This is a genomic window from Nocardia sp. CA-151230 (genome assembly GCF_050942175.1).
Lineage (GTDB): Bacteria > Actinomycetota > Actinomycetes > Mycobacteriales > Mycobacteriaceae > Nocardia.
Window position 1 is genome coordinate 556,814 of sequence record NZ_CP192061.1, and the last position, 16,237, is coordinate 573,050.

The window sequence follows — 16,237 nt, forward strand, 5'->3', positions numbered from 1 at the left end:
ATTCATTTATATAGGCTAACGATATTTCGCCGCGTGAGATACGGCACAACGCAGACGGCCCGTGCGCAGCGAACTGCGCACGGGCCGTTTCGGGAAAGGATTCGCCGCTAGGCCGGACGGGCCAGCGGACGGGCGGGAGTGCCGAAGAGCTGGGCGTCGGCGTGGGCGCGCTTGAAGAACAGGTGCGCGTCGTGCTCCCAGGTGATGGCGATACCGCCGTGCATCTGGACGGTCTCGGACACCACCGAGTTGAAGGTGTCGATGGCGTGCAGGCGGGCGGACTGTACGTCGACGGCCTCGACCGCACCCGCGGCCAGGCCCGCGATGGCCAGGTACGCAATGGAGCGGGTCGACTCGACCAGCACGTACATATCGGCCATACGGTGCTTGAGCGCCTGGAAGCTGCCGATCGGACGACCGAACTGCACGCGGGACTTGGAGTACTCGACGGTCATGTCGAGGCACTGCTCGGCCGCGCCGAGCTGCTCGGCAACCACTGCCGCCCAGGCGATTTCACGCAGACGGGCGACATTCAGCTCGCCGAGCCGACGGGCCTCGACCGAGTCGAAGTCGATGCGCGCCAGCTTGCGGGTCGGATCCTGGGTGACGACCGCGGTGCGGGCGACGCCGGCGGCCGTGCCGTCCACCTCGAACAGGCCCGCGGCGGTCAGCACCAGCAGGGTGTCCGCGTGCACCCCGTCCAGCACGTAATGCGCCGAGCCCGAGAGCTTTTCGCCCTCGGCGGTGACCCCGAACGAATCCCAGCCACGCTGCCCGGCCCAGCACAGCGCCAGCGTGCGGACACCCTCGGCGACCTCCGGCAGCAGCCGCTCATTGGCCTCGGCGTTCCCGGCCAGCAGCAGCGCCTGCACACCCAGCACGGCCGAGCCGAGCATGGGCGGCGCGGACAGCGTGCGCCCGAGCTCCTCGACCACCAGCAGGGACTCGACCAGACCGACCCCGACGCCGCCGAACTCCTCCGGAATCGCCAGCGCGGCGACACCGACCTGCTCGCACAACAGCTTCCACAGCTGCTCGTCGTAGCCGCGCTCGCTCTCCAGCCCGCGCCGCATGGCCGCGCTGTCCCCGTGCTTGGCCAGCACCGCGCGCACGGTGGTCGCGAGTTCCTGCTGTTCGGCGGTGAGGCTCATGCCTTCGCTCCCATGTCGTAGAAGTGATTCGAGTGTGTCGCCCGGCGGCCGGGCGTGCTCGGCGCCCCGGCCGCCGGGGTGCTCATGCGACGTTTCCGGCGCGGAGAGCCGCGGCGATGCGGGCGCGGTGTTCGGCCGGGGTACCCCAGGCCGAGCGCAGCGCGGTGACCTTGGTCAGCCACAGCGACAGATCGCATTCGGCGGTGTAGCCGATGGCGCCGTGCACCTGCAGCGCGATGCGGGCGGCCTGGTAGGCGGCCTCGCCGCAGGCCAGCTTGGCCGCGGAGATGTCGCGCCCGCGGGTCTGCGCGTCCGCACCGGACTCCAGGGTCAGGGCCGCCCGGTAGAGCAGCGGCTGCGCCATGTCCAGCCCGATGTGGGCATTGGCCACGTGGTGCTTGATGGCCTGGTAGCGCCCGATCGGGGTGCCGAACTGCTGCCGCTGCTTGACGTACTCGACGCTGGTGTCCAGCAGCGCCCGGCCCGCGCCGAGCAGCTGCGCGGCGGCGGCCAGGGCGGCGGTGTCGAAGGCGAGATCGATGGCGGCGCCGACGCCTTCGCCCTCGGCCAGGGTCTCGCCGGCGGTCACGGTGAACAGGCGGCGGGCGGCGTCCACCGACGTCACCAGGTCACCGGCGGTGGCCAGCGCGATGCGGTCGCCCTCGGCGATCAGCACCAGGTCGGCGATGTCGGCGTCCAGCGCGGTGGCCGCGCCCGCGGCCCGGCCCGCATTCGCGCCGGCCGTGGCGGTCACCGCGAGGGTGCCCAGCTTCGCGCCCTCGGCCAGCTCGGGCAGCCGCTCGGCGGCGAGCGCCGAGTCCGGAAGCGCCTGCAGCAGTGCGGGAATCGCCGCGGCGGTCTCCACCAGCGGGCCCGGCACCGCGGCCCGGCCGATCTCGGTGAAGGCCACGATCATCTCGACCGGGCCCGCACCGAAGCCGCCGTTCTCCTCGGTGACGGTCAGGCCCAGCGCGCCCGCCTCGGCCAGCTGGCCGATGAGTGCGCGCCCGGCGGCGGAATCGCCCGCGCCCCACGCCCGGACGACGCCGGGAGTCTTGGCGGCCTCGCCCATCTTGCGCAGGCTGGCGGCGAAATCGTTCTGTTCTGCGGTCAATGCGAATCGCATGTCGTCGTCCTCCGGGTGGCTATCGCGGCAGGCCGAGCAGGCGTTCGGCGATGATATTGCGCTGGATCTCGTTGGTACCGGCGTAGATCGGGCCCGCCAGCGAGAACAGGTAGCCGTCGGTCCAGGCCGATTCCTGTTCCGCGGCCGCGCCGTGCAGGTCGAGCGCGGTCTCGTGCATGGCGATGTCCAGATCCGACCAGAACACCTTGTTCACCGAGGATTCCGCGCCGAGCTGACCGCCCTCGGCCAGCCGGGTCACGGTGGCCCAGGTATTGAGGCGGTACGCCTCCGCGCCCACCCAGGCGTCGACCACACGGTCGGCGAGGGCGGTGTCGGACTCGGCGGCCGCGCCGCGCCACAGCTCGATGAGCTTGTTGGCGGTGGCGTTGAACCGGCCCGGCGAACGCAGCGACAGGCCGCGCTCATTGCTGGAGGTGGCCATGGCGACCTTCCAGCCGTTGTTCGGCTCGCCGATCACGTCCGCATCCGGCACGAACACGTTGTCCAGGAAGATCTCCGCGAAGCCCGGCTCGCCGTCCAGCTGCGGAATCGGCCGCACCGTAATGCCTTCCGCGGTGAGCGGGAACATCAGGTAGGTCAGGCCGCGGTGGCGCTCGGCCTCCGGGTCGCTGCGGAACAGGCCGAAACCCCAGTCCGCGAACGAGGCTCGCGAACTCCAGGTCTTCTGACCGTTGAGCAGCCAGCCGCCCTCGGTGCGCTTGGCGGTGGAGCGGATGCCCGCCAGGTCGGAGCCGGCCTCCGGCTCGGACCAGGCCTGCGCCCAGATGTCGTCGGCGCGCGCCATTCTCGGCAGGATGCGGGCCAGCTGCTCCGGCGAGCCGTGCTCGAACAGGGTCGGCGCGAGCAGGAAGATGCCGTTCTGCGAGACGCGGCCCGGCGCGCCCGCGGCGTAGTACTCCTCCTCGAAGATGACCCACTCGGTCAGCGAGGCGTCGCGGCCGCCGTACTCGGCGGGCCAGGCCACACACGACAGGCGGGCCTCGGCGAGCTTGGCCTCCCACGCGCGGTGCGCCTCGAAGCCCTCCTCGGTGTCCATGGAGGGCAGGGGAGTGGCGGGCACATTGGCCGCCAGGAACTCGCGCACCTCGGCGCGGAACTCCTCTGTCTTGGCGTCGAATTCGAGATCCACTTATTTCGCCCCGTCGTTGTTGGCGGATTCTGTTTCGCGGCCGGTCGCGGCGGCCTTCATGGACTTGGCGTTCATCCCGCCCAGCGAGTCCGCGCCGACCTCGGCATTGTGGGCGTGCGCGAAGTGGTGCAGCCCGAACACCGAGTCCATGCCGGCCCGCATGCCCATGAGGTCCTCACACTGGTTGACGGCCTTCTTGGTCAGCGCCAACCCGAACTGCGGCATCTCCGCGATCTTGTCGGCCAGCGCGAAGGTCTCGGTCTCCAGATCCGAGCGTGGGACGACACGATTGACCATGCCCCACTCGTAAGCCTGTGCGGCGGTGAAGCGTTCACCGGTGAACAGGATCTCCTTGGCGCGGCGCGGCCCCAGCACCCACGGGTGCGCGAAGTACTCGACGCCCGGAATACCCATGCGCACAACCGGATCGGAGAAGAACGCGTCCTCGGAGGCCACGATCATGTCGCAGGACCAGGCCAGCATGAGCGCACCCGCGATGCACGCGCCCTGCACCATGGCGATGGTCGGCTTGGGGATCTCCCGCCAGCGGCGGCACATGCCCAGGTAGACCTCGGACTCACGGGCGAAGCGCTGATCGCCACCCGGGCGATCGGTGTGGTCCCACCACAGCGCGGCCTTGTTCTCGTACTTGATGTGGTGGTCGCGGCCCGGCGTGCCGATGTCGTGGCCCGCGCTGAAATGCTTTCCGGCGCCGCCCAGCACGATCACCTTGACCTCCGGATCCTCGACGGCCCGCACGAAGGCGGCGTCGAGTGCGTAGGTCATGACCGAGTTCTGCGCATTGCGGTAGTCCGGCCGGTTCAGCGTGACGACCGCGATCGGCCCCCGCTTCTCATAGAGGACGACCTCGCCCTCGTCCGGGATGGCACCCAGTTCCTGGCTCACACTGTCTCCTTTACGCGTGATCGAGCGCCCTTCGTGGTTGTGCTCCGCAAGCGCTGAGTGGAGGAGCGGCGCCTCCGGGCTCGACTCGCTCACGCGGTCTCCTCACGTAATTGCCGCTTGAGAACCTTTCCGGCGGCGTTGTAGGGCAGTTCGTCGCGGAATTCCACGTACTTGGGCACCTTGAAGTTGGCCAGCTGCGCCTTGGCGTAGGACTGCACGTCGTCGGCGCTCAGCTCCGAGCCGGACCGGCGCACCACGAACACCTTGCCGACCTCGCCCATGCGCTCGTCCGGCACGCCGATGACCGCGGTCTCGGCGACACCCTCGAGCCGGGCCATGGTCTGTTCCACTTCGGCGGGATACACATTGAAGCCGCCGGAGATGTACATGTCCTTGAGCCTGTCGGTGACCTTCATGTATCCGCGGTCGTCGATGACGGCGACGTCACCGGTGTGCAGCCAGCCGTCGGCGTCGATGGTCGCGGCCGTGGCCTGCGGATCGTCGAGGTAGCCGCGCATCACCTGGTCGCTGCGCAGCAGCAGCTCGCCATTGTCGGCGAGCTTCATCTCGAAGCCGTCGATGGTGCGCCCGCAGGTATTGGCGATGGTCTCGCTGGAGTCCTGGGGCCGGCACATGGTGCCGAACCCGCCGGATTCGGTCTGCCCGTACGCGGTCAGCACCACCTCGAAATCGAGTTCGCTGCGCATTCTTTCGATGAGCACGACCGGCACCGTGGCCGCGCCGGTGACCGCGACGCGCAGGCTGGACAGGTCCGCCCCGTCGCGCTCGGGGTGGTCGAGGATGGTCTGGTGGATGGTCGGCGGACCGGTCAGCACGGTGATGCGCTCGCCGTGGATGAGCCGCATGGTCTCCCGCACGTCGAACACGGCCTGCGGAATCATGGTCGCCCCGGTGACCAGGCTGGTGATGATGCCCGCCTTGTACCCGAAGCTGTGGAAGAACGGCGGCACGATCAGATAGCGGTCGGTGTTGTTCAGCGTCGCGCAGTCGGCCCAGGCCCGGGCGCTGCTCAGCACCTGGTGGTGCGCGATGAGCACGCCCTTGCTGCGCCCGGTGGTGCCGGAGGTGAACAGGATGTCCGAAAGATCGTCCGGCGATACCGATTCCGCACGGGCGATGACCTGCTCGAGGCTCACCGCCTCGGCCACCTTGCCCAGTTCCGACCAGACGATGGCGTCCTCGACGGGGGCCTCGCCCTCGACGGGGATCACGATGGTGGTCTCGATGCCCAGTTCCGGTGCGGCGGTCCGCAGTTCGGTCAGCCGGTCGCGCCCCAGGAATTCGCCCGTGATGAACAGCGCCTTGGCATGCACGCGCGACAGCACGTCCGCCGCCTCGGCGGCCACGTAGCGGGTATTGAGCGGAACGATCGCCGCACCCACGTAGTGGCTCGCCAGCACCGCGGTCACCCAGTGATGCGTGTTGGGCGCCCAGATGCCGATGCGGTCGCCGCGCTGAATGCCGCGCGCCATCAGCGCACGCGCGGTCTCACGCACCGAGTCCAGCAGTTGCGACCAGCTCAGTCGCACGGCACCGTCGCCGACGGCCGGCGCGTCACCGTAGGCGTGCGCGGCCGCGTGCAGGGCGAGCGGTGTGGTCTGCGGAGGAGATGTCACAGGGCTTCCTCGCTGTCCGGGAATGGGTCTAACAAAGCAAGTGCTTGGTAGGTTACTCTACCGACGTGAGCATGATCCAGACCCCCGAACCGGCCAGCGGGATTGAGCCCCCCGAGGATGCCGAATTCCGTGCCGAGGTGCGTGAATGGCTGGCCGAGAACCTGAACGGCCGGTTCCGCGAGCTGCGCGGTCTGGGTGGTCCCGGGCGCGAGCACGAGGCCTTCGAGGAGCGGCTCGAATGGGATCGCGCCCTCGCCGCCGCCGGCCTGACCTGCCTGGGCTGGCCCAAGGAGTGGGGCGGCCGCGACGCCACCCTGCGCCAGCAGGTCATCTTCCACGAGGAATACGCCAAAGCCGATGCCCCGAGCCGGGTTTCGCACCTCGGCGAGGAACTGCTCGGACCCACGGTCATCGCCTTCGGCACCGAGGAGCAGAAGAAGCGCTTCCTGCCGGGCATCCGCAATGTCACCGAGCTGTGGTGCCAGGGCTATTCGGAGCCGGGCGCGGGTTCGGACCTGGCCGCCGTCACCACCTCCGCCCAGCTCGAGGGCGACGAATGGGTGATCAACGGCCAGAAGATCTGGACCTCGCTGGCGCACCTGTCCGACTGGTGCTTCGTGGTCGCCCGCACCGAGAAGGGCTCGACCCGCCACCACGGCCTGTCCTACCTGCTCGTCCCCATGAAGCAGCCGGGCGTCGAGGTGCGGCCCATCATCCAGCTCACCGGCACCGCGGAATTCAACGAGGTCTTCTTCGACAATGCCCGCACCGCCGCCGATCTGGTGGTCGGGCAGCCCGGCGACGGCTGGAAGGTCGCCATGGGCACGCTCACCTTCGAGCGCGGCATCTCCACCGTCGGCCAGCAGATCCGCTACGCGCGCGAACTCGCCGACCTCGAGGCCGTGGCCCGGGAGAACGGGGCGATCGAGAACCCGGTCCTCGCAGACCGTTTCGACAAGGCGTGGGTCGGCCTGCGCGTGCTGCGCGCACACGTGCTGCGCACCCTGGAGTCCGGCCACGACGGAGCCTCCGTGGATGCCCGCACCGCCGCCGGGCAGGCCTCGGTGACCAAGCTGCTGTGGGCCAACTGGCATCGCGGCCTGGGCGAACTGGCCATGGACGTGCTCGGCGCGCCCGGCCTGATCGCCGACGGCCCGGGCGATGACCTCAACGCCTGGCAGCGCATGTTCCTCTTCACCCGTGCGGACACCATCTACGGAGGTTCGAACGAAGTGCAGCGCAATATCATCTCCGAGCGCGTGCTCGGACTTCCCCGAGAGGCTCGACCGTGACCGACCTGTCCACCGCCCCCGAAATCACCCCCGGCCACAACCTGCTCGCGGGCAAGATCGCGGTGGTGACCGCCGCCGCGGGCACCGGCATCGGTTCGGCCACCGCGCGCCGCCTGCTCTCCGAGGGTGCGGACGTGGTGATCTCTGACTGGCACGAGCGTCGCCTGAAGGAGACCGAGCAGGCGCTGCAGGCCGAATTCCCGGACCGCCGAATCGCTTCCGTGCCCTGTGACGTCAGCTCGACCGAGCAGGTGGACGCCCTCATCGCCGGTGCGGTGGCGGCGCTGGGCCGGATCGACATCATGGTCAACAACGCCGGACTCGGCGGCGAGGTGCCGGTGGTCGACATGACCGACGAGCAGTGGGACAAGGTCCTCGACATCACGCTCAACGGCACGTTCCGGGCGACCCGGGCGGTGCTCAAGTACTTCCGTGAGGCCGGCCACGGCGGCGTCGTCGTGAACAACGCCTCGGTGCTCGGCTGGCGCGCCCAGCACGGCCAGGCCCACTACGCCGCTGCCAAGGCCGGCGTCATGGCGCTGACCCGCTGCAGCGCGGTCGAGGCCGCCGAATACGGCGTCCGCATCAACGCGGTGGCCCCGTCCATCGCGCGGCACGCGTTCCTGGACAAGGTCACCTCGGGCGAGCTGCTCGACCGCCTGGCCGCCGGAGAGGCCTTCGGCCGGGCCGCCGAGCCGTGGGAGGTGGCCGCCACCATCGCCATGCTCGCGAGCGACTACACCACCTACCTCACGGGCGAAGTGGTTTCCATTTCCAGTCAGCGCGCCTGACCAATATCCGATTCACTCGGAACTTTTCTCCGGCCCGCCTGAAATTTCAGGCGGGCCGGATGTTTTTGGCAATTCTCGAATGCTCCACCGGGGGTTCGCGGCGCGTCTCGTTCTGGGCCGACTCAGCCGAGGCGCGGAGGAGGGAAGAACGAGACCGTCAGCGCCGCGACCGCCTCCACCTCCCTGCGGCTTGCCCGGAAGCGGATCGGAAATACGCACCGAAAATGGCTGGCGCGTCGGGGGTGTGGTTGTGCAATCCTGGGTTAGGCCGGTACCGCTAGTCGAAGGGCACGACCCATGGGTCCGGATCGCCGACAACAAGCAGCCCCAGCACAGGCCCACGAGGAATTGGAACTCGAGCTGGTGCGTGAGGTCGTTCTAGCGCGCCGAAGACTCGACAATGTCGTTCTGGCCGCACTGACTTTGGGTGCGGAATTACTGGATCACGACTCCGAGTGCGCCACCGCCATGCGGGCGGCGCAGATCCTGGAACAACACGCCGTGGACGAAACCGACGTGACACGCGACCCGCGTGGTGCGTTGCGGCGGGACATGGTTCGTGATCGCGAGCGCGCCCGCCGCATCGGCCTCTCCCGGATCGGGTATTCGGACAGCGAGGCGGATCGGCGTCGCCGCAAAAGGACGGCCCTGCTCTGCGAGGTCCGGGCCGATCTGCTGGAGGTGGTTCGCAACTGCCGCCGCCTGCGCTACGACCATGCCGCCTTCACCGACGGTATCGCGCAGGGATTATGTGCTGCCACAGACAAATTGGTGGTGGGCGCCGATATGGAGACCTATCGGGCCTGGCAGCGGGGGATGGTCCTCAAGCTCATCGAGGAACCGGGTCGCGACGGTATACCCCCGCGGGTCATGGCCACCGTGGACGCCGGGCCGGGCCGGGAGCCGCTGACCATCGAGTGGGACAGTCCCGAACGGCGGTTGGCGCTGGTGGCGCGGATGGCGCGGGCGGGGGTGTCACCCGTGGTCATCTGCGATCGCCTGCTGGCCGACCTGTCGGTCTCGTCGCCGCTGCGGTACTCGATGCGCTGATCCTCCTCTTGCAATCCCCATAGGACGCGGCCCGCCTCGGTCTGGACTGACGGAGCGGGGGAGCGAAGCGGAGGAGCGGAGGAGGGAAGACCGAGGTAACAGGGCCGCGGCCCTGCGACGCCGGAGGCGGCGCAATTGAACACTGACGGAGCGGGGGAGCGAAGCGGAGTAGCGGAGGAGGGAAGACCGAGGTAGCAGGGCCGCGGCCCGCGACGCCGGAGGCGGCGCAATTGAATACCGCAGTGGACCAAGCAAATGCTTGGTTGTATATTGACGGGGTGACCCAACCTGACCCCTCCAAATCAGCACGTCGCACCGAGCTGCTCGGCCTGGCCGCGAACCTGTTCGCGGAACGGGGTCTGCGCGCCACCACGGTTCGTGACATTGCCGACGCGGCGGGGATTCTATCGGGGAGTCTCTACCACCACTTCGATTCCAAAGAAGCCATGGTGGACGAAATCCTGCGCGGGTTCCTCGACGACCTCTTCGGTCGCTACCGCGAAATCGTGGCGGCCGGCGTCCCCGCCCGCGACACGCTGGAAGCTCTGGTCACCGCTTCCTACGAATCCTTCGACCGGTTCCACGCGGCCGTCGCCATCTACCAGGCCGAGGCCAAACGACTCAGCGGCACACCGCGATTCGACTACATCGCGGAATACAACAGCGAGTTCCGTGAGCTCTGGCACCAGGTGCTGACCAACGGCGTCGCCGACGGCAGTTTCCGGCCCGAGATGGACATCGAACTGGCCTACCGGTTCCTGCGCGACACCGTCTGGGTGTCGGTGCGCTGGTACCAGCCCGGCGGCCGGATCACCGTCGACAACCTCGCCAAGCAGTACCTGACCATCGTGCTCGACGGGCTCACCAGCCCCGAAGAGCGCACATAACCAACTCTCAGCGACAACTTCACCGCAGCAGCAGCCAGTAGGAGTTCCCCATGTCAGCACCGTCCCGCCGTCAGTATTCGCCGATGCGTGAGGCGTATGTGATCGACGCCGTGCGCACGCCGGTCGGCAAGCGGGGCGGCTCGCTGGCCGCCGTGCACCCGGCCGATCTGGGCGCCGCCGCCATCAAGGGGCTCATCGAGCGCACCAACCTGGACCCGGCCGCGGTGGACGACGTGGTGTTCGGCTGCTGTGACACCATCGGCCCGCAGGCCGGAAACATCGCGCGCACCTCGTGGCTGGCCGCGGGCTACCCCGAGTCGGTGCCCGGTGTGACCGTGGACCGGCAGTGCGGTTCCTCGCAGCAGGCCATCACCTTCGGCGCCCAGGCCATCATGTCCGGCACCGCCGAGGTGATCGTGGCCGGCGGCGTCCAGAACATGAGCGCCATCCCGATCTCCGCGGCCATGCTGGCCGGGCAGGCCTACGGCTTCGACTCGCCGTTCGTCGGCGCGCAGGGCTGGGACCACCGCTACGGCACCGGTGAAGTGTCGCAGTTCAATTCGGCCACCATGATCGCCGAGAAGTGGGACATCTCCCGCCGCGATATGGAGGAGTGGGCGCTGCGCAGCAACGAGCGCGCCCGCAAGGCCATCGTGGACGGCAAGTTCGACCGCGAGATCGTGCCGGTGGGCGACTTCTGGATCGACGAGTGCCCGCGCGAGACCACCCTGGAGAAGATGGCCGGGCTGCAGCCGCTCGCCGAGGGCAGCCGCATCACCGCGGCCCTGGCCAGCCAGATCTCCGACGGCTCCAGCGCGACCCTGCTGGCCTCGGACTGGGCGGTCCAGGAGTACGGGCTCACCCCGCGGGCGCGCATCCACCACGTGAGCGCGCGCGGCGCGGACCCGATCTACATGCTGACAGCGCCCATCCCGGCCACCAAGTGGGCCCTGGAGAAGACCGGTCTGACCATCGACGACATGGACGTCATCGAGATCAACGAGGCCTTCGCCTCGGTGGTGCTGGCCTGGATCAAGGAGACCGGCGCCAACCCCGACAAGGTCAATGTCAACGGCGGCGCCATCGCGCTGGGCCACCCGCTGGGCGCGACCGGTGCCAAACTGTTCGCCTCCCTGCTCAACGAGTTGGAGCGGGTGAACGGCCGCTACGGTCTGCTCACCATCTGTGAGGGCGGCGGCACCGCCAACGTCACCATCATCGAGCGCCTGGTCTAGTCCCGGATTCGCTTTCCGGAAGCCGCGCACCGAATTTCGATGCGCGGCTTCCGCATTCCGCGCCCGTGATGTCCGCCGATGGCGGACGATGGACCAGTTGACTGCGGAGTGACGCCCGGGGCGGGAACTGGATGATGAAGGAGAACCTACCGAGGAGGGGGTTCCTCCTGGGGGCCCTCGGAATCGCGGGCATGGGCTATATGGCTTCGGCGGCAGCCGATCCCGTGCCCCTACCGCCACCTCCCGTGCCGGTTCCGCCGCTGCCCGCGCCGACGTTCACGCCGCTCAACTACCATTCGCCCGCGCTGGAGCCGTTCGTCGACGAGCTGCCCATCCACGAAATACGCGCGGCCACAGGTGAATTGGCCGCCATCTCCGGAATGCACCGCTATCACCGCGATCTGCCGGAGACCCGTAGCTGGGGTTTCGGGCAGCCGGTGCTGGGTCCGACCCTGGAGGGGTACCGGGATCGGGTGTCGCACCTCAGTTTCCGCAATGAGCTCGGTGCCCATGTGCTGGCGGCGGACGTCGATCTCACCATGCACGGGGTCAGCGAGCTGGATCGCACCGATCCCCGCTTCACCGTGCACCTGCACGGCGGCGCGAATTCCCCCGGCTCCGACGGGCATCCGCTCATCGGGTGGCGCAATGGCGGCGGGCCCAGTTTCGAGTACGGCAACCGGCAGGAGGCCGCGACCCTCTGGTACCACGACCACGCCATGGGGATCACCAGGCTGAACATTCAGGCCGGACTGGCCGGAATCTACTACCTGCGCGACGAATTCGACACCGGCCGCGACGACAATCCGCTCGGCCTGCCCAGCGGTGAGTTCGAGGTCCCGCTCATCGTGCAGGACCGCACCTTCAATGCCGACGGCAGCCTGCAACCCATGGTGGCCACCTATATTCCGCAGGGCTACAACCAATCCGGACAGCTGGGCGACGTGTGCTGCGTGAACGGGGTGGCCTGGCCGTGGCTGCGCGTGCGCCGCACCGTCTACCGGTTCCGGCTGCTCAACGGATCCAATTCGCGGCCCTACATTTTCGAGTTCTCCAACGGCATGCTGTTCTTCGCCATCGGCGGCGATCTGGGCCTGCTGAATGCGCCGGTGCCGACACCGTCGATCCGGGTCAGCCCCGGCGAAAGAGTGGACCTGCTGGTCGATTTCAGCGGCCTCGAGGACGGCGCGACCGTCGACCTGATCAATACCGCCCAGAACGATCTCGGCAATGCCGTGTTCATGGCGCCCGAACTACGGCCCGTCATGCGGTTCATCGGCGCCGGCGACGGACCGTCGGCCGGCATACCGGTCCAGCTGCGCGGCGGCGCCGGTCAGCCCGATGCGCTGGAACCGGCGTACCGGCCGGGCCCGGTGCGCACCATGACCCTGCTCGGGCTCAACGACGACTCCCGGGCCGCGGCCGTCTTCCCGACCATGATGTCGCTGAACAACCTGCCCTTCCTGAGCTCGGACATCGACCTGGCCCGGGCCGGCACCGTCGAGCAGTGGGACATCGTCAACACCACGCCGTTCGACCACCCCATCCATCTGCACCTGGCCCGGCTGCGGGTGATCGGCCGCCAGCCCATCCTCACCTCGGCCTACTTCTTCGCCAACTATCCGCCCAGGTTCGGCGTCCGGTGGGCGCCGTCGGCCGACGGGTTCGCCATCGGGCCCGAGCAGGGGCCGCCGCCCTGGGAGGCGGGATGGAAGGACACCATCGAGTGCCCCACCGACACCATCACCCGGATCATGGTGAAGTGGCCCTCGGTGGACGAGCTCGGCTTCGATCCCGATGCCGTGATACCGGTGCCGCCGGGTGCGGAGGCCATATCCCTCAACGGATCCGGCATGGCAGGCGGGATGGCGGATACTCCGGAGATCCGCGGCTATGTCTGGCACTGCCACAACCTCGACCACGCCGATCACGACATGATGCAACAGATCCGCGTCCGGCCGTAATGGCGCGGGGGTGCGAAGTTGCCGATGCCCCAAGGCATCTCGCCTCGGATCCCTAGAGTTGGAGCCATGCAGGAATCGGTCGATGCCCGGTTCGAAGCGGTCGCACGCAAGGCCGGGCACATACAGGACGCGGTCGACCGGGTGCGCGCCCGTGCCGTCGCGGACGGAGTGAGTGTCGAGGTGGGACCGGACGGGCGGATCATCGATCTGGTCCTACCCGATGCCGTTCTGGCACAGTCTGTTTCGCGTGCGCACGAGCGGGCGCGTGGCCGTGCGCTCGAACAGGCCGCCGTCCTGCGCCGCGAGCTCACCGCCGATCCCGTGGTCGCGGCCGCCCTGCGCCGGTTTCTGCTGGCCGCGCCCGGACGGTCGAATACGGGTGCACCGCAGCAATTCTCCGGCCCGCGGCCGGTGGACGTCCCGAATCCGTATGCCCTACCGCCCGCCGTCCGGCAGCGCTACGGCTTGGCCTGACCCGGTCGCCGGGACGGGTCGATCGGATGCGGACCCGGCGCTGCCGATCGCGGCCGGCGGGCGTGCCGACCCAAGGTTGCGGGGGGTATCGGTCGAGGCCTTGCCCCGCGTCGATCGGAAGGTTGCGGGCAATGACCGCCCGCCCGGGGCGAGGCCGCGGTCCGCACGGGACGGCGATTTCGTGCCGATCGGGTGCGGCGGAGGCCGGATCGCGAATGCGCGAGAGCTGGAGGTTTGCTCGGATTAGGATGGCCGCGGACCATTTTCGGACCTTAGGGAGAAAGCGGGCGGTTCATGGATCTGGGTGTCCGCTGGAAGGTGCACGGCGACGGCCGCTCGCCCGCGCCGGGGGCGGTGGTGCGGCCGGACGAGCGGCTGTCGTGGCCGCGCACCTTCGGGCTGGGCGCGCAACACGTGGTGGCCATGTTCGGCGCGAGTTTCGTTGCGCCCGTGCTGATGGGGCTCGATCCCAACCTCGCCATCATGATGTCGGGCGTCGCGACCGTGCTGTTCCTGCTCGCGACCCGCGGCCGGGTGCCCAGCTATCTGGGCTGCTCGCTGTCGTTCGTGGGTGTGGCCGCGGTGATCCGGGCGCAGGGCGGCAATAGCGCGACGGTTACCGGCGCCTGCCTGGTGGTGGGCGCCGCGCTGTTCCTGATCGGGCTGGCCGTACAGCGGTTCGGCGCGCGCATCATTCACGCCGCCATGCCACCGGTGGTGACCGGCGCGGTGGTCATGCTCATCGGCTTCAACCTGGCCCCGGTCACCGCCTCGACCTACTGGCCGCAGGATCAGTGGACCGCACTGCTGGTCATGCTGTTCACCGGGTTGGCCGTGGTCGGCCTGCGCGGATTCTTCGCGCGCATCGCGATCTTCCTGGGCCTGGTTTTCGGGTACGGGCTCTCGTGGGTGCTGGACCGGGTATTCGGGCAGATCCATTCGGCCGACGGCAGCGGCAAGGTCACCGATCACTGGCGGCTGGATCTGTCCGGCGTGGCCAAGGCGGATTGGCTCGGCCTGCCCAGCTTCCACGCCCCGTCCTTCCAGTGGTCGGCGGTGCTGGTGGCGCTGCCGGTGGTGATCGCGCTGGTCGCCGAGAACGCCGGGCACGTGAAGGCGGTCGGCGAGATGACCGGCGCCGATCTGGACGACAAGCTCGGCACCGCCATCGCCGCCGACGGCGCGGCCTCCATGCTGTCCACCGCGGTCGGCGGCCCGCCCAACACCACCTACTCGGAGAACATCGGCGTCATGGCCGCCACCCGGGTGTACTCCACGGCCGCCTACTGGGCCGCCGCGTTCTTCGCGCTGCTGTTCGGCCTGTGCCCCAAGTTCGGCGCCATCGTCGCGGCCATTCCGGGCGGCGTGCTGGGCGGGATCACCGTCATCCTGTACGGCATGATCGGCCTGCTGGGCGCGCAGATCTGGACCAATGCCAGGGTCGATCTCCGCAATCCGCTGAACCTGGTGCCCGCCGCCGCCGGCCTGATCATCGGCATCGGCAATGTGAGCATGAAGTTCACCAGCAACTTCACCCTGAGCGGCATTGCCCTGGGCACCCTGGTCGTCATCACCGGCTACCACGTGCTGCGCGTCTTCGCGCCCGCGCACTTCAAGGGGGAGGAGCCGCTGCTCGACGAGGGCACCTCCTCCTACGACGAATCAGGCGGGTAGCGAACGGGGTTCGGCCTCGGCCGGCCCGTCGGCCTGTGCCCCGGCGTAGGGCAGCTGCAGCGCGTACCAGGAGTGCTCGGACGAATACTCCAGGTATTGCGAGGCTTCCGGGTCGCAGGCCAGTCCTTCGATCCGGGTCCACTGCCCGTCACCGGAGGCGATGGTGTCGGTGTAGCGGACGTGCAGATGGCCGTGGAAAAGCACGCTGGGCCGCAGCGTCCGCACCACCCGCTGGATGCGGTCCTGGTTGGGATAGCACTCGTCCTTGTCCTTGCGATTCCACTTCGGCTGCGAGGCGCGCGGTTTGTCGTGGGTGAGCAGCACGTCCACCGGTGAGCTGTCGGCATCGAGCAGGTCGGTCAGCTCGGCGTCGGTCATCTCCTCCTCCGGAAACCACAGCATGCCCGCGGTGTCCGGCCGCTTCGAGGAGCCGTAGCCGCGCCGCTTGGCGACCTGCTCGGCCTTGCGAGCCTCCCGGGCCAGCCGCCAGCCCTTGTCGGTGGAGCGCGCCCCGCCGAACGCGGCGAAGCTGGTGCCCTCCCAGTTCCAGCGGTGCCCGCGCGGGGCGTACCGGAGGTGCTTGCGGCACACCAGGAATCCCTCGTCGTCGGGATGCTCGTCGTAGAGCTCGTGCAGCAGCGAGCTCTTGTCGTGGTTCCCGTCCAGGAAGTACACGGTGACCCCGGCGCGCTTGGCCGCCTTGTTCACCACGTCGAAGTACCGCCGCCCCGAGTGCATGTGCTCCCACGCCCCGAAGTCCCCCACCGCGAACACCCGCTCGCAGTCATTCCGTGCCGCGACCTGTATCAATGTCAGCGCATGCGCGGTGTTCCCGTGCAGGTCTCCGACAATCAGGACATTCCCCATCGCCACATGGTGGCACCCCCGTCTCCGGACGGC

At 68.9% G+C, this 16,237-nt stretch carries 14 protein-coding genes; 8 read left to right on the forward strand and 6 right to left on the reverse strand.

Annotated features, from left to right (window positions below; translation table 11 throughout):
* Positions 1–107: 107 nt before the first annotated feature.
* From ACQP1O_RS02510 to ACQP1O_RS02530, 5 genes are all read right to left on the reverse strand, one after another.
* Complete coding sequence (locus tag ACQP1O_RS02510) at positions 108–1,151, reverse strand: acyl-CoA dehydrogenase family protein (RefSeq protein WP_433564308.1); 1,044 nt, start codon at positions 1,149–1,151, stop codon at positions 108–110.
* Between the two features lie 82 nt (positions 1,152–1,233).
* Positions 1,234–2,277, reverse strand: a complete 1,044-nt coding sequence (locus tag ACQP1O_RS02515; RefSeq protein WP_433564309.1) for an acyl-CoA dehydrogenase family protein — start codon at positions 2,275–2,277, stop codon at positions 1,234–1,236.
* A gap of 19 nt (positions 2,278–2,296) precedes the next feature.
* Positions 2,297–3,427, reverse strand: coding sequence for an acyl-CoA dehydrogenase family protein (locus ACQP1O_RS02520; RefSeq protein WP_433564310.1), 1,131 nt, complete (start codon positions 3,425–3,427; stop codon positions 2,297–2,299).
* Entirely contained in the window at positions 3,428–4,333 is a 906-nt protein-coding gene (locus ACQP1O_RS02525) for an enoyl-CoA hydratase (RefSeq protein WP_433564311.1), read from the reverse strand. It abuts the gene before it with no gap.
* 89 nt (positions 4,334–4,422) lie between these two features.
* Positions 4,423–5,970, reverse strand: coding sequence for a FadD3 family acyl-CoA ligase (locus ACQP1O_RS02530; protein WP_433564312.1), 1,548 nt, complete (start codon positions 5,968–5,970; stop codon positions 4,423–4,425).
* Positions 5,971–6,041: 71 nt separating this feature from the next.
* Between ACQP1O_RS02530 and ACQP1O_RS02535 the strand changes: the two genes are divergently transcribed.
* The 8 genes from ACQP1O_RS02535 (at position 6,042) to ACQP1O_RS02570 (ending at position 15,337) form a co-directional block, all read left to right on the forward strand.
* Positions 6,042–7,262, forward strand: coding sequence for an acyl-CoA dehydrogenase family protein (locus ACQP1O_RS02535; RefSeq protein WP_433567561.1), 1,221 nt, complete (start codon positions 6,042–6,044; stop codon positions 7,260–7,262).
* Positions 7,259–8,053: an SDR family oxidoreductase gene (locus ACQP1O_RS02540; RefSeq protein WP_433564313.1), complete on the forward strand. Its 795-nt coding sequence runs from the start codon at positions 7,259–7,261 to the stop codon at positions 8,051–8,053. The genes ACQP1O_RS02535 and ACQP1O_RS02540 overlap by 4 nt, the downstream gene beginning before the upstream one ends.
* A gap of 297 nt (positions 8,054–8,350) precedes the next feature.
* Entirely contained in the window at positions 8,351–9,103 is a 753-nt protein-coding gene (locus ACQP1O_RS02545) for a hypothetical protein (protein ID WP_433564314.1), read from the forward strand.
* Positions 9,104–9,381: 278 nt separating this feature from the next.
* The gene (locus tag ACQP1O_RS02550) at positions 9,382–9,990 is read left to right on the forward strand and encodes a TetR/AcrR family transcriptional regulator (RefSeq protein WP_433564315.1); all 609 of its coding nucleotides are present in this window, start codon (positions 9,382–9,384) and stop codon (positions 9,988–9,990) included.
* A gap of 83 nt (positions 9,991–10,073) precedes the next feature.
* Positions 10,074–11,225, forward strand: coding sequence for an acetyl-CoA C-acetyltransferase (locus ACQP1O_RS02555; RefSeq protein WP_433567562.1), 1,152 nt, complete (start codon positions 10,074–10,076; stop codon positions 11,223–11,225).
* A 245-nt stretch (positions 11,226–11,470) separates the two neighbouring features.
* Positions 11,471–13,189 (forward strand): multicopper oxidase family protein, encoded by a 1,719-nt coding sequence (locus tag ACQP1O_RS02560; protein WP_433564316.1) that lies wholly within the window; start codon positions 11,471–11,473, stop codon positions 13,187–13,189.
* 66 nt (positions 13,190–13,255) lie between these two features.
* Positions 13,256–13,663 (forward strand): hypothetical protein, encoded by a 408-nt coding sequence (locus ACQP1O_RS02565; protein WP_433564317.1) that lies wholly within the window; start codon positions 13,256–13,258, stop codon positions 13,661–13,663.
* A 294-nt stretch (positions 13,664–13,957) separates the two neighbouring features.
* Positions 13,958–15,337 (forward strand): uracil-xanthine permease family protein, encoded by a 1,380-nt coding sequence (locus ACQP1O_RS02570; RefSeq protein WP_433564318.1) that lies wholly within the window; start codon positions 13,958–13,960, stop codon positions 15,335–15,337.
* On the opposite strand, the gene ACQP1O_RS02575 is transcribed toward ACQP1O_RS02570, so the two are convergent.
* Positions 15,326–16,204 carry a metallophosphoesterase family protein gene (locus ACQP1O_RS02575; RefSeq protein ID WP_433564319.1) on the reverse strand — a complete coding sequence of 293 codons (879 nt, stop codon included), beginning with the start codon at positions 16,202–16,204 and terminating at the stop codon, positions 15,326–15,328. The two genes, ACQP1O_RS02570 and ACQP1O_RS02575, sit on opposite strands and share 12 nt — an antisense overlap.
* Positions 16,205–16,237 lie beyond the last annotated feature (33 nt).

Excerpts from the sequence above, each read along its gene's own strand:
- ACQP1O_RS02510 (WP_433564308.1), bottom strand. The coding sequence starts at position 1,151 with ATGAGCCTCACCGCCGAACAGCAGGAACTCGCGACCACCGTGCGCGCG.
- ACQP1O_RS02515 (WP_433564309.1), bottom strand. The coding sequence starts at position 2,277 with ATGCGATTCGCATTGACCGCAGAACAGAACGATTTCGCCGCCAGCCTG.
- ACQP1O_RS02535 (WP_433567561.1), top strand. The coding sequence starts at position 6,042 with ATGATCCAGACCCCCGAACCGGCCAGCGGGATTGAGCCCCCCGAGGAT.
- ACQP1O_RS02545 (WP_433564314.1), top strand. The coding sequence starts at position 8,351 with ATGGGTCCGGATCGCCGACAACAAGCAGCCCCAGCACAGGCCCACGAG.
- ACQP1O_RS02555 (WP_433567562.1), top strand. The coding sequence starts at position 10,074 with ATGCGTGAGGCGTATGTGATCGACGCCGTGCGCACGCCGGTCGGCAAG.
- ACQP1O_RS02565 (WP_433564317.1), top strand. The coding sequence starts at position 13,256 with ATGCAGGAATCGGTCGATGCCCGGTTCGAAGCGGTCGCACGCAAGGCC.
- ACQP1O_RS02570 (WP_433564318.1), top strand. The coding sequence starts at position 13,958 with ATGGATCTGGGTGTCCGCTGGAAGGTGCACGGCGACGGCCGCTCGCCC.
- ACQP1O_RS02575 (WP_433564319.1), bottom strand. The coding sequence starts at position 16,204 with ATGGGGAATGTCCTGATTGTCGGAGACCTGCACGGGAACACCGCGCAT.